Below are 13,865 nucleotides of genomic sequence, written 5' to 3' on the forward strand. Positions count from 1 at the left end.
CTATTCGTCTTTTAGATGTGATTGATCACAATAAGGCGGATTTTTTGTTTTTTTGCACCCACAAAGATTGATGTAACTCAGTTCATCCATACGAATAGGCACGGGTAAAAAATCGGTTCCCTTGTGTGACTCATTATCGCAATAGGGTTGATTTTTACTGCGTCCGCAAGCACACCACAAATAAGTTTTATTTGCTTGAAGCATCACTCCGTACGGACCATTTTTTGGACATTCCGGTTTCATAATTTAATCCCACAACAATTATTTTTTAGTTATTAACCTCGGCATTCGTTACAAAACATCTCACCGGTTAAATCATGATAATGAACTTTTTCTCCCGGTGAAAGCTCTTTATGACAGCCATCACAAATTCCACCAATATCCAGTATCATTTCTTCATAACCTTTAATCGGTTTAACTTCACCTTTATCAATTCTGGGCCACATTCTGGTTTTCACAATAGCGGCTCGATAACTTTCATTCAGCTCCAGCATTTGTGATAAAAAAGGCTCTTTAAATCCAAATTTAATACAACTATCAGCAAATAATTTTTCTCGATAGTTAAACAACTTATCAGAAATAATCATCCAATGATGCGCATTGCGAGGCCGGTCGCCAAAATAACAATCTTTGCCGGTAAAAATTTGGTTCAAAAAAGCGTATTGCTTGCCGACGATATGGCTTTTTGTGACTCCTTTGAAAAATGGAGATAGTAAATCATCGGCTAATACTTTGTCATAAAAATCATTCAAAATTTGATTGAGTAATTTACCCTCACCCAATGCTTTCCACATTTCAATATCAGGAGTGAACTGACGTTTTTCTTCCTCTACAAACTCCATTTTATTGGAATCTTCTTCCGATTGGAAATACTCCGGGATTTGCGCATATTCAAATGCATCACTGATAATTTTTTCTTCCTGAACTCCTTTATTTCTTGCTGTCTGAATAGAGGCTTTAACAAGTTTCGGGTTTCCGTATAAATAAACCTCCCAATTTTCTAATAATCCAAATTCACCAAAAATTGAGTCCACACATTCTGATGAATCATTATCAGTTAATATTTCAAATTGAAAATTTGGATATTGATTAGATAAGTTTTTCAGTTCTTCCAGATAGTACAAATCTTCTTCGCTTTTAACAACATGAACTAAATGAACTACTTTGTCATAACCATCATTAAGAGAAGCCTTGGCAATTGCATAAGCTGCACCTAAACCAGAACCGCTGGCAATTAATAATTTTCCTGTGACTGAATTATCATGAGTGACATAACTGGCACCCAAAGGATACTGAACTTGTATTTCATCACCAATATTTGCATTTTCAAAGACCCATTGACTGAAAACTCCACTATCAATTCTTTTTACATGAATCGAAATAATACTTTCGCTACCTTGAAAATGATTGGTAATTGAGTAACTACGGACTTTATTATCAAGTTTTGTACGAATATTAACAAACTGACCTGTTTTAAATTCAAGAGTTTCTGCATCCGGCTTAAATGACACTGAAAAAATCGTTTCCGAAAGCTCTTCAATTGAAGTCACTTTGGCTTGAGAGAAAATATCCTCAATCAAAGGAGGAGATAAAACCATATCACCTTCGGGATAACAGCGACAAGGAAGTATATGATTTGATTCTTTTAATTGCTTGGATAACCCGGATTGGGAAGGTTCGCAAATTTTTCCTGAGACGACTTTGGTTACGCAAGCATGACACGTTCCATTTCGACAGGAGAATGGAATATCAACCTTATTCCTAAAAAAAGCATCCAACAAATTTTCATTATCTTTACAATGAAAATGATGAGTGCCGAAAATTATTTTTGGCATGATAACTTACATTAGGTTTTGTTCGTCCAGAACCTTATTGATTTCCTTAGTCGTTATTTTCGCAAATGTAATCATTTTTCCTAAATTTACCAAACGATCACATATAACCCCAAAAAACAGAGAGTCTTCTTTATCCTGAACTTTAAAAAGCCCAAGGATATTTTTATCCATGATTACAATATTGTCTTGCAAAGTTTGTTTTAACAATTGAGAAGCTAAAGTTTCAGAAATACCCAAAACTGAACCTGCCATTGGTGAAACCTGACCTAGTGGATGCTCGAATCGGGAGCGATCCAGTAATAAATGTCCATCTAATGTCGCAATAAAAACAGATTCCGTACTGCTGACATTACCTAAATAGTCATTCAATACACGTTTCAATTCAACCAATAAATCTTTTTCTGACATAAAACTCCCTTAATAAAGCATGCTTGAGGATCACCCAAGCACACTCAATTATCAAACATATAATTAAAATTTAGATGCTATCATTCTTCAGGATGGTACGTCCCTTAGTTACCACCAATCCCAAGTTTGCATCTATTCTACACACAACTGTAGCAACAATCTGTGGCATAGAAGGAACACGCATAAACAAATGAATCAGGTTTTTTGAGTTCACAATTATTTCCTGAAAGTAAGGCTCCGTACTGGAGTCTCCTCTCGATTTTTTGAAAGTTTTATCAATCATCATTGACATGTCACCTTCAAAAAGCTCTTTGGTAGCAGCTGCCAACATATCCATAACTTCTTGCGGATGCGAATCAGTCGTTTTAACTCCTAGCAACATTCCGGTTTCCATATCAACCAAACCGGCAGCCAATGCTTTCGGAACTTCTCCCAATAATGACTTACAAATTGAATCAGCACTCATGTTTTTCTCCTCAATATTTTAATAGAATTATTTTTTTTATACAACAATGTTGTTGCTTATATAATGTTATATGATTAATCACGCTTTGCAAAGCGAAACATAGATTAAATGTGAGCTTCGTCACAAAAATTGTTAGATACAACAAATTAATCCAATATCACCAAAATGTTATGATTTTATCAACTTCAATCCCTTTGAGTCTTCAATATCCCCTTTGTTTTCAGTTACTTGAATAAAATTTTCTGAAGATAGATTTTCGACAACATCCTCTAGCAAAATTAAGACATCTTCTTTATTTCTAGGGTCAATGTTATAGATTCCTGACAATTTAGGAAACTCACTTTCAATTAAATCTTTAAATGTAGCCAAATCACCCGGAAACAAATCGCAATGAGTGAGTGCACAAAATACATTTTTGGAATTTCCAATCTCGGTGTGTAAAAATCTCAGATAGAACTTTAAGTACATCATTGGCTCAGGTCGCGATAAATCCATTAATATCACAAATGCATCTGCTGACTTTCCAACTACATCCCATAGAAAATTAAATTTAACCTGCCCGGGTGTTCCAAATAGTTGTAACTTTAAGCCATCATTGACTTGTACCTCAGAGTAATCAATACCAACTGTGGTTTTTTCCTTGTCTTTAGCAACAATATCTGTGGCTGCAACTTCGGAACTCAAGGCTGTTCCACCAGATACAGTTTGTAAAGCGGTTGTTTTTCCTGATCCCGGACTGCCTAAAAATACCACTTTTTTTAATTTAATTTGCTCAAGCTGAATTTTCTGGGTGATGCGACTGATAAATTGTTTTTTACGGTCTTGCTCCTTTTGGGCCATTTCCCGACCTTTTCGACCAAGGAAATTACTTCTTATATTCTCAAATGCGGTTTTAAAGCGACTGGCTACTGATTTTTTCTCGGAATGATTTGGTTCTTGAGTTTCTTCATTACCAATTGGCTTGAATTGAAATTCTTTGGATATCCTATTTAACACTCCACGAATTTTGGTTGCATTGAGAGGAGGATCAATTTAATATTTAAATTTTTCTCCATCGATTTTCACTTTTGCAGTCTTGTTTATAACCACAAAAACCTGTGCATCAGAGCCTTTGCTATTGGCAAGGGTTTCAGTGTAATCATCACGAACAAAGCAAACATGACAATCAACAAATTCATCGGCAAATAACCAGTTGTCCGTTAAGCTTCCACGTATTAGATTACAATAGGTTCTTAATTTTGTTGCATTACTCGGGCAAATTCCTGCTGTCGAAAGAATTCTATCATTCTTCATCATAAACCACCTCTCTCTATCATGTATTCCAACCAAAAATGGTTCATATTAAAGCAGTTGCTAATATAAGTCAATGTAACCCATCGGTGCTTTCTGTCAACAATTGTTAACTCGAAGTAACATTTGTCATAATCTTCATAATGAGTATAAAATCTATTAAAGATCTAACGCATGTCGCATGATATGATAAATCACATTTTGCTCTATGGTACCGTGAACCAACTGACTACCTGCACCTATGGCAAATATTGCCACATCTTCACCGCTGTGGGTTTCTGAATACAAAGGAATTGTCGCTGCTTGTTTATAATCCGGAGTTGTAACATCAACATGAGACAAATCCGGTCGGTTATCGCCATTCACATATCCCGGACCATTAGCATAGGATAATGTTGTATAGGGTTTTCCTTGATCATCTTTTGCGAGTTGACCGATTACATTTCCTTGTTTATCAGGGGTTTTGACTAAACCCAATATAGGATTCCCTCTTTGAGGATAGCCTGAAATATTGAAAGTATGAGAGTGATCGGAGGTAACAATAACCAGAGTTTCGTTCAAATTGACATTTTCAACGGCAGTCTGAACCGCATTACTGAGTTCTATGGTATCAACTAAAGCCCGATAAGCATTTCCGGCGTGATGGGCGTGATCAATTCGGCCGGCTTCAACCATCAGGAAAAAAGGCCTCTCTGTATTTTTCAAAATGTCCAGCGATGTCTTAGTCATTTCTGACAAACTAGGCTCACCGGATTGATCTTTTGGATTATCATGCTCATATTTCATGTGTGATGGTTCAAACAAACCAAGCAAATGTTTCGTTTTTTTGGTATCAAGAGCATTAAATTGTTCGCTGTTCCAAACCACTTGCGAATCGGAATGTTTAGCTTTCCACTCTTGCATCAAATTTCTTTGATCCAGTCTGACTCCTTTTTTATTTGGATATTCGGGGTCATTCATTTCATTAGGAATAAAATGCTGGCGTCCTCCCCCCATTGCGACTTCGATTCCATCACCATAATTAAAATCAATCAATTGACTGGCAATATCCTTACATCCTTTTTCTCTTTCAATTTCAGGAATTTCGCTATCCGACTCCCAACCACGACTCACTGCATGCGCATAAGTTGCCGCCGGTGTCGCATGTGTTAAACGGGCTGTAGAAATCACTCCTGTACTCATTCCAAGTTTTTCAGCTTGTTCAAGCAAAGTAATTTGGCTGTTATTTTTGCCTGAGTCACAATCTCCAACTTTGACGTTACCATTCACAGAAATCACACCACCTTTTGTTTTAATCCCCGTCATCATTGCCGACATGGTTCCAGCTGAATCAGGAGTTTGCAGATTGGTGTTATAAGTTTTTGATAATGCCGTTTGCGGAAATTTTTCAAAACTCAGTTGGTTTTCTTCCCCACTTTCCCCTCGTCTTTGACCTTCTAAAATCCGTGCCGCAGTTATCGTGCTGATATTCATGCCATCGCCAATAAACAATATGACATTCTTGGCCTTCATCGGAAAATTTTGTTTCTGTGATAATTGTTTAACACGATTCTGTCCTTGTTGATACCACCATTCCGGAGATTCAACCTTCAAAGGAGCATTGGTTGCTTTTACAGATTCATTGCTGACAGTTTGTGCACATGCGATAAATTGCGTGCTCAAAAGCAACGGCATAAATTTTGAAATTTTCATAAATTAAATTGTTTTAAGAAGAAATTGATAAATATTGAGGCATGATAATCCAACAATTGAAACCCAGGTTATAGCAGTTCCATAAAATCGACCAAAAGAAATCCCTGATGAACCGGAAAGTCCAAATGCATGCAAAATTCTGGCAACAACGGAGATAATTCCTATGATATGTAATGCCAACACAGCACCGCCATTCAACTCATAAATTGCCATCAAAATAATTAGCATCGGAATATATTCAGTGGCATTGGCGTGAACACGAATCGCTCGCATTCCAAGTTTATCACCATTATCACCTATTCCGACTCGCTTGGTTTTACGGAAATTTACAACTTTGTATGCAAGGAATATAATCAATAAACCAAGAATTGAAGCATATAGTCCTGTGATATGTAACATGTTATCTTTCCTCTAATAGAATTTTTTGTTCATCGGTTGTACTGAAACGTCCATCATTGAGTTGCACTTTTGCAACAGAGATTTCGGGGTCATGAGTAAAGAAAAAACGATGATTCAATTGGCAATGATCATTTAAAAAATTGGTCTTTTCATCAATCAATAACTCAGGAAATCGGTCATAACCCATAGAAATCGGCACATGAATCCAAGCCTTTCCCGGTATTAAATCTGCACAGAAAACCACATCAGCAATGGTCGAATGCATCATGCCGGGTGTATGCCCATCGGTAAACTCAAAAGTCACTCCCGGAAGTAAATCACAACTGGAATCATTGACAAAAACCAAACGTCCGGATTGTTCGAGCAATGCATTTAATTTGGGAATAAATGATGCGCGATCTCTCGGGTGTGGATTAATCGCTCTATGCCAATGTTTTTCAGAAACCAGATATTTGGCATTCGGAAATAACAATTCCGGTTCTTTACCATCTTCATAAGCTGACAATAATCCACCGGCATGATCAAAATGAAGATGGCTTAAAACTACAAAATCAATATCCTGATGAGTCATTCCATGCTGTTCTAAAGAGTCCAGCAAGATATGGCCCGGCTCATTAACACCAAATCTTTGTTTTAATTTTGGCTCAAAAAATGCCCCAATACCTGTTTCAAACAAAATATTCTTGCCATTAAAATCTGTTGCCAACAGACAACGACAGGCAATACTCATTCGATTTAACTCATCGGTCTCAACCCAACGAGACCATAATGCTTTCGGAGCATTGCCGAACATGGCTCCGGCATCCAGCATTTGTGAGTTTCCTTGTAACGAAATCAGTTTCATCGAACAGCAGCCTCTCCTCGAGGGTCGGTTGCTGCTTCGGCTTGGCCGGTTTTCTTATTCCAATGAGCTGCGTTCATATTTCCCCAAGTGTGATCCAATTCTTTTAATTGATGTCCACGAGCTTTTAACCCGGGAAGTGTTTCAGCGTCAATCGCGCCGGATTCATAAAACAAAATATCAGGAACATATTGGTGATGATATCTGGGCAATGCCGTCCATGAACTCACTCCATTCCCATCGAAATAATCCAAAAGACCAAGCAATACCATGGTTATTATTCGGCTGCCACCGGGAGTTCCTAATACCGCCACATCATCCTCACCAATAACAAAAGTCGGTGTCATACTGGATAACGGTCTTTTCCCGGGTTGAATGGAGTTTGCTTCGCCACCAATCAAACCATAAGCATTCGGTTCACCAGGCTTAGCTGAAAAATCATCCATCTCGTTGTTGAGCAAAACACCGGTGCCATCAGCAACAAACTTGGAAGCAAAAACAGTATTGACAGTCTGAGTGACTGCAACCAAATTCCCTTCGGTATCAATGATTGAAAAATGAGTGGTATCATTGCCTTCACGCAATTCTGCTAATCCCGGAAGATAGTCGCTTGGCAACGCTTTGTCTTCACGGATTGTTGCTCTCAACCCATCTGCATAATAAGGATTGACCAGCATTTCCACCGGAACATCAAAAAAATCAGGATCCCCTAAATGCACACTTCGATCACGATAAGCTCTGCGCATGGACTCTACAATTAAATGAATTCGTTCATCCCTCTTCATCTCTGTTAAATCCCAACCCGATAAAATATTCAGCATCGTTGCCAGTGCTATTCCGCCGGAAGATGGTGGCGGAGCAGTGACTAATTTTTTATCACGATAAGTTGTATAAATAGGTTCTCTAAGAACAATTTTGTAGTTTTTCAAATCTTCCAAAGTCCAGTTGCCACCGGCTTTTTTAACCGCTTTTATAAACTTTTTAGCGACTTTTCCTTCATAAAATCCGGCTTTTCCGTCTTTAGCAATAGCTTGTAAAGTCGTCGCCATATCGGGCTGTTTGATAATTTCGCCCAATTGAGGAATCCTTTCTCCATTGATGAAATAGGCTTTCATTGTTGACGGATAGCGTCTGATGAACTCCTCTTCTTCTTTCAGTCCACGGATAAATTTTTCATACGCGGGAAAGCCTTGTTGAGCAATTCGGATAGCCGGAGCCAGATTCTGAGCAAGGGTTAATTTTCCATACTTTTCATTAACATACGCCATCGCAGCAACATTTCCAGGGATTCCGGCTGCCAATGGACCATTAACTGCTAAATCTCGATCAACATTGCCATCTTTATCCAGATACATATCACGATGCGCCGCTTTAGGAGCTTCTTCACGACCATCTACAAATATGTTTTTACCATCAGCAGAAGTATGCAACAACCAAAAACCACCACCGCCAATTCCAGAACTTTCAGGCTCAACAACAGATAATACCGCGCTAACAGCAACTGCTGCATCAAAAGCATTTCCACCCTGTTTGATAACCTCATATCCAGCCTCTGTTGCCAAAGGGTGAGCTGAAGCAATTGCCGGATTGTTTGGCAGTTTTGCTTCCAATTGGAGTGTAACGAGCAATAAAGTCAGTATCTTTTTCATAGTTCTTCAGCCATCAGTCTTTTGTATTTTTCCAGTAATTGTTCTGGAGTTTCCGGGTGATTTTCATCTTTTGGGATACACTCAACCGGACAAATTTCAACACATTGTGGCTCGTCAAAATGACCCACACACTCGGTACATAGTTGTGGGTCGATTTCGAATATTTCCACACCCATGTAAATTGCTTCATTCGGACAAACCGGTTCGCAAACATCACAATTGATACATTCCTCAGTTATCTTTAGTGCCATTTTCCTATTATCAAATCACAAACAATATATATGTAGTTTAATTCTTTGAAATCCACGGTTTTCTTTGTTTATAGCTCTCAAGACGTTCTTTATAAGAGTTCATGGAATCACCATCACCCGAGGCTTCTTTAACAATTAATTCTTGTAATTCAATCGCTTGAGTAAAATCAGAAACCGCCGCAAGCACAGCTGCCTTTGTATCCAATACGAACCAAGGAATCATTTCACCGGCATAAATTGCCATCAATTCATAAATGATTTTCAAGGCTTTTTCAGGGTTACGGCAATTTTTATCAGGGGATGTCGCCAAAAACCAGGCATGATTATTAAATGCCAGCTCGTGATTTCTTAGTTGAGCTTGCTCAAAAAAACTGTATGCTTTATTGCAATCCTTTTCCAAACCCGCCTGACCGTTGTAATGCATCATCCCTAATGATTCAAATGATGCGGCATGTCCTTTTTCAGATGATTTAAGCAACCAATCAAGTGCTTCCATTTCTTTTTCCTGATAAATTAACTCTTCTGACAAATCATACATCGCATGAGGATTTCCCAACTCAGCCGCTTTTTTTAGCCACTCCACTCCCTTATCATAATTCGGGGCAAAAGAGTCGTTACCTTCCAAAAATTGCAAAGCCACAAAATAAGCAATTTCATCATTTCCACTTTCGACTTGTTTCAACAAATCTTCAGGAACAATAAACTCCTTATTCTCTTGAGCATTAATCGCTAATGAAAATAAAACAGTTAATGTAATTGCTAAGCTAAATTTCATACTTCTTTAATTCTTGCTGAAAAAAATCTCCACGTTCAATATAAGACTTGAATTGATCAAAACTGGGAGCCCCCGGAGATAATAAAATAATATCATCATCATTTGATTTTTTATTAGCCATTTTAATGGCTTGAGCCAGCGTTTTACAATACATGAAGCTAAATTTAGCATCGATACTTTGCAGATGATTATAAATCGCTTCCCCATTCGCTCCCGAAATTAACAATAATTTGGGTGGTCTTTCATTAAGCGAATCGGCAAATTTTGTCCAGTCGTTACCCCGATCAAAACCTCCGACCAGCAATATGGTACGACTTCTGTCAACAGTTCCTAAGGCTGCCATTGTCGCTATCGGCGTGGTTGAAATGCTATCATTAATAGCATGATGCTTGCCGATTTTACCAAGATATTGCAAACGATGGGCTAAAGGCTGAAATGTTTTCACAGCTTCCAAACACTGGTTCAAATCCAGATTGATGAGCTGACAAACCGTTAATACTGCTCCGACATTTTCTAAATTATGTATTCCGATGAGTTGAATTTCTGAGCTTTTCAGAATGGCTTTATCTTTCAAATACAATTCATTATTCAAAACATGAAACCCAACTTTGCTGTTGAATTCCACTCGATTCTTGTCAGTCACATATTTTTGCAAGTTTTGATTGTTTGCGTTGATGATTTTAGTTTCTGCAAAGTCGAATATTTTCAGCTTATCGAGGAAATAATTTTTTTCACCCTTATGCCAATCAAGATGCTCAGGAAATAAATTGTTCACCAAAGCAATTTCGGCATGAATATTGCCATCAAAAATTTGAAAACTGGAGGCTTCAAAAACCACATAATCGTAGTCCGATGTTGAAGTCAACAATGCTTGTCCGATATTTCCGACCAGATTAACCGTTTTCCCACAAGCGGCAATGACATGGGCCAACAAACTGGAAATCGTACTTTTGCCTTTAGTTCCTGTTACCGCAATGACATTTGTACGCTTCTCGTTAGCAAACCATAATGCCGTCGGTGATGTGAACTGTGCTTTACAATTTTGGATTAAATCCTGATAAGGACTGATACCGGGAGATTTCACGACAACATCAAATTGATTGAGCAACTCTGTTGTTACCTTTTCATTCACACAATGATATTTTTCATCCGCTTCATCAGCCGAACACAAAATACTAAACTCGATATTGTGTCTTTGTATATATTCAGCGGCAGATTTTCCCTCAACGCCATAACCCCAAATAGCGATTTTTTTGTTATTTAACTGTTCGAGTTTCATTATTCAGACATCAACTTTTGCAGCAGTTCATCATCTGCTTTCGGACAAATTTCGCTGAATTGTTTTACAACTTTATCGCCAGACCATTCATCTTTATCCTTGATGAGTTGAAAAGCTGTTTGGCTTTCTTCCAAAGTGCCGACACATTCAAACGGTTTGATACCTTTTAAGCCCAATAGTTCGGCAAAACCATTTTGTTGGTTTTCATTATTCAGCATATTTGATCCAAAAATATCCAGCAAAGCAGACTTCTCAACAAATGGAGCTAATCCCAAAAACACAAACCGACACTTCGGACAATCACAACACCATTTGCTGTTTTTATTTTTAGAACCATCAATGTGAAAGTTTCGATTACAACTGGAAAAGACTGAAAAATACTGCGGATATTTAGAAAATTTTCTCAAGATTTCAAGTTCAGAAAAGTTCCTTTGCTTTGAATGGTATCGCAAATCAGATGCGACTTGTGTACGAATGATTTCCTGAAAATCATTTTCAAATTCATAACTTTTTGAATACTGATGATTAACCTCATCGCCATCGTCGTTAGTTGTATTTGAAAACTCTGCGGACTTCTCATTAGAAAAAACAATTTCGTTAAAATCAAACAATAAAGCTGTTAAAACAGCTATCGCCGAATTGATTGCAGTGATGGGAACATGACCATTGAACGCGCCTTGTTTATTATACTCAATCAATTTTTTATCAATTTTCCTTTGTACTTGAATCAAAGGTATATCAATAAAATCAGCCACTTCCAATATCAGCTTTGATGAGCCCACAACAAACAAACTAAAATCCTTTTTCTCAACCTTGAGTTCTTCAATCGTCACCAATGAATCCTTACCACCACCCAAAGGGACTAATGCACGATTGGATAAGTTTAATTGCACAGGTTTCGTATTTTCTCCTGAAAACTCTCTCGGGAAATTCATCAAATTTTTCAAAGAAACCTGATTCTGATACGCCATTTCCGCCAAACCATTTTTCCAGGTTTTATGAATAAACTGACTCACAGATTGAGATGGTTTTTTTTCTGAAAATTCAATATCTTCCGCCAAACCTGCTTTGTAATAACTCACACCGGCAAGCCAATGCAATAAATCACACGTCGCTTCGATGGAATTTTTTCTGAAATGATAAACCTCTAAATCAAACTCAGGAAACTCAATTTCTTCACAAACTTTACCAACATTTTCCAACTCATAAGCCAGCATCAATCGGTAATTTGAAACATCAAAATCCCAATCGAGAAATTTAAAAACTTTATGAAATTGACTTGGCATAAATGCTAAAAGTGACTTGAAATTATTGCTGAAGTTTTAGAGAGATGTATTCTGACATAGATTCAAAAAGACTGCAAAATAAACGGCTTTTAATGTTTCTTTTGCTTGTGCGACCAGTACAACAAAACTGTCATACTGAGTGGAATGGACATAATCCACGAACAAAGTCGTAAGTATCTCCTTACGATTGCATTTTTTTAAATAAAAAAAGGGTAGTTGGCTTTAGCCAATATACAAGGTTAGTGTTGAACGAAGTGAAGCCCAACAAATCGATTCAATATTTTGTTGGGCTTCGTAAACTTAGCCCAACCTACCAGCTTTACACCACAAAATCAGTATGTTAGTATCAAAATCATTAAAACGAGTGTATTAATATACGCAAAATAATTAATATCTTGCATTGATGCACATATAATGAATTGTTATACTTCTTAATAGATGGCTGAGCAAATAGAGATACACGGAGAGCAATGGAAGGTTGCCGACATTCAAAACAATGTTGAGTGGGCTAGGCAGCAAAATTGGTTCTTCAAAAAATATGACAAACCAGACGATCATGAACATTGTCTTATTTGCTACTGGACTATCTTCGCCTCCGATAATGAAGAAGAGTCAAGTGGCTATTTTTATGGGGGTAGTACTTGGCTATGTAACGAGTGCTATACAAAGTTTGTACAAAAATATAACAAGCAAAGGCAGCATCGCCCTTCTGTCTGGACGCGCTAACGCTCGCCGCTGCTTTGGGTGTTAGTAAAATTCCCAACGAAGCAATAATTCCCCCTTAACTCTCACCGAAAATATTTTTGAGAATTTGGAATTACGAGGTATTTATGTCTGAGCGAAGCGAGTTCAAATACCTCGCCAAATTTTCGGAAATATTGAGGGAAACCGAAGGTTGAGAGTTCGGGGCGTGCTTTTGCGCTCCTTTTGCACGAACAAAAGGAGCAAAAAAATACTAAAACAATGACTTGGCTGATAATAAACTTTTACAGAATGACAAGGTTTATTTAAAACGCTCAGGATGACTCAAAAAAATGCCCTCTTTCGAGGGCAAAGGGAGGAGCGATAATAATAAAATAAATTTTATTTGTTAATACTCAGCAACTTGCACGTCAACTCTGACTCTCACACGTTCACCGGGATGGTTTTGCATGGTTGTGTGATAAACTTTGCGATCATATTCATAAGCCACATCGTATCCAACAATGCGTTGCTCCGGAATGTATTCAGTCTCTGTGTAGCAATAGCCACCACGATTATCGTGACGATTGTTACCATAGCGATAGTCACGATTATGTTTTTCCGCATTCGCTCCTATAGCTGCACCCACAAAAACTCCTGCAGCTGTTGATGCTTTGCGACCATTGCCTTTGCCAAAACGGTTGCCGATAGCACCACCAATAATTGCGCCTAAAATAGCTCCACCGCCACTGGCTCTTTGGGTGCGATAGTCACCATGATTTCTGTCGTATCTGTTATCCCTTGTACAAACTTGAGTTTCCTGAGGAATCTGATAGGTTTCATAAATGGGTTCGACATTGACAACTCTGGCATAGGAATAATCAGAATCATAACGTCCTGCACTCACCGCTGTCGCCAAAGATAAAATCGCAATACCTGATAATAATTTTTTTACAGCTTTCATAACAACTTACCTCATAGAGTTTTATTGAAGTGTGCTCAGTTTATAAAAA

The 13,865-nt window shown here is 37.9% G+C and carries 15 protein-coding genes; all 15 read right to left on the bottom strand.

The features are described from left to right. The 15 genes from R3F25_02680 to R3F25_02750 all read right to left on the bottom strand — a co-directional run bounded on the left by R3F25_02680 (window position 1) and on the right by R3F25_02750 (window position 13,816). Complete coding sequence (locus tag R3F25_02680; protein MEZ5495722.1) at window positions 1-243, bottom strand: CDGSH iron-sulfur domain-containing protein; 243 nt, start codon at window positions 241-243, stop codon at window positions 1-3. Between the two features lie 32 nt (window positions 244-275). After that, the gene (locus tag R3F25_02685) at window positions 276-1,835 is read right to left on the bottom strand and encodes a 2Fe-2S iron-sulfur cluster-binding protein (GenBank protein MEZ5495723.1); all 1,560 of its coding nucleotides are present in this window, start codon (window positions 1,833-1,835) and stop codon (window positions 276-278) included. A 6-nt stretch (window positions 1,836-1,841) separates the two neighbouring features. Continuing rightward, the gene (locus R3F25_02690) at window positions 1,842-2,243 is read right to left on the bottom strand and encodes a hypothetical protein (GenBank protein MEZ5495724.1); all 402 of its coding nucleotides are present in this window, start codon (window positions 2,241-2,243) and stop codon (window positions 1,842-1,844) included. A gap of 70 nt (window positions 2,244-2,313) precedes the next feature. After that, entirely contained in the window at window positions 2,314-2,709 is a 396-nt protein-coding gene (locus R3F25_02695) for a hypothetical protein (GenBank protein ID MEZ5495725.1), read from the bottom strand. 168 nt (window positions 2,710-2,877) lie between these two features. Then, window positions 2,878-3,705: a hypothetical protein gene (locus R3F25_02700; GenBank protein ID MEZ5495726.1), complete on the bottom strand. Its 828-nt coding sequence runs from the start codon at window positions 3,703-3,705 to the stop codon at window positions 2,878-2,880. Window positions 3,706-3,741: 36 nt separating this feature from the next. Beyond that, window positions 3,742-4,005, bottom strand: coding sequence for a hypothetical protein (locus R3F25_02705; GenBank protein ID MEZ5495727.1), 264 nt, complete (start codon window positions 4,003-4,005; stop codon window positions 3,742-3,744). 153 nt (window positions 4,006-4,158) lie between these two features. Beyond that, complete coding sequence (locus R3F25_02710) at window positions 4,159-5,691, bottom strand: alkaline phosphatase (protein MEZ5495728.1); 1,533 nt, start codon at window positions 5,689-5,691, stop codon at window positions 4,159-4,161. A gap of 3 nt (window positions 5,692-5,694) precedes the next feature. Continuing rightward, complete coding sequence (locus tag R3F25_02715; GenBank protein MEZ5495729.1) at window positions 5,695-6,090, bottom strand: MAPEG family protein; 396 nt, start codon at window positions 6,088-6,090, stop codon at window positions 5,695-5,697. Window position 6,091: 1 nt separating this feature from the next. Continuing rightward, on the bottom strand, window positions 6,092-6,934 hold the full coding sequence (locus R3F25_02720; protein ID MEZ5495730.1) for an MBL fold metallo-hydrolase: 843 nt from the start codon (window positions 6,932-6,934) through the stop codon (window positions 6,092-6,094). Beyond that, the gene (gene ggt / locus R3F25_02725; GenBank protein MEZ5495731.1) at window positions 6,931-8,580 is read right to left on the bottom strand and encodes a gamma-glutamyltransferase; all 1,650 of its coding nucleotides are present in this window, start codon (window positions 8,578-8,580) and stop codon (window positions 6,931-6,933) included. Before ggt ends, R3F25_02720 begins: the two co-directional genes overlap by 4 nt. Then, entirely contained in the window at window positions 8,577-8,831 is a 255-nt protein-coding gene (locus tag R3F25_02730) for a YfhL family 4Fe-4S dicluster ferredoxin (GenBank protein MEZ5495732.1), read from the bottom strand. The genes ggt and R3F25_02730 overlap by 4 nt, the downstream gene beginning before the upstream one ends. Window positions 8,832-8,868: 37 nt before the next feature. Continuing rightward, window positions 8,869-9,606 carry a tetratricopeptide repeat protein gene (locus R3F25_02735; protein ID MEZ5495733.1) on the bottom strand — a complete coding sequence of 246 codons (738 nt, stop codon included), beginning with the start codon at window positions 9,604-9,606 and terminating at the stop codon, window positions 8,869-8,871. Next, the gene (gene murD, locus R3F25_02740) at window positions 9,596-10,885 is read right to left on the bottom strand and encodes a UDP-N-acetylmuramoyl-L-alanine--D-glutamate ligase (protein ID MEZ5495734.1); all 1,290 of its coding nucleotides are present in this window, start codon (window positions 10,883-10,885) and stop codon (window positions 9,596-9,598) included. Before murD ends, R3F25_02735 begins: the two co-directional genes overlap by 11 nt. Beyond that, complete coding sequence (locus R3F25_02745; protein ID MEZ5495735.1) at window positions 10,885-12,171, bottom strand: endonuclease domain-containing protein; 1,287 nt, start codon at window positions 12,169-12,171, stop codon at window positions 10,885-10,887. The genes murD and R3F25_02745 overlap by 1 nt, the downstream gene beginning before the upstream one ends. 1,090 nt (window positions 12,172-13,261) lie before the next feature. Beyond that, the gene (locus R3F25_02750) at window positions 13,262-13,816 is read right to left on the bottom strand and encodes a glycine zipper 2TM domain-containing protein (GenBank protein MEZ5495736.1); all 555 of its coding nucleotides are present in this window, start codon (window positions 13,814-13,816) and stop codon (window positions 13,262-13,264) included. Window positions 13,817-13,865: the final 49 nt, after the last annotated feature.

The organism is Gammaproteobacteria bacterium (genome assembly GCA_041395445.1).
Taxonomy (GTDB): Bacteria; Pseudomonadota; Gammaproteobacteria; order Xanthomonadales; family Marinicellaceae; genus NORP309.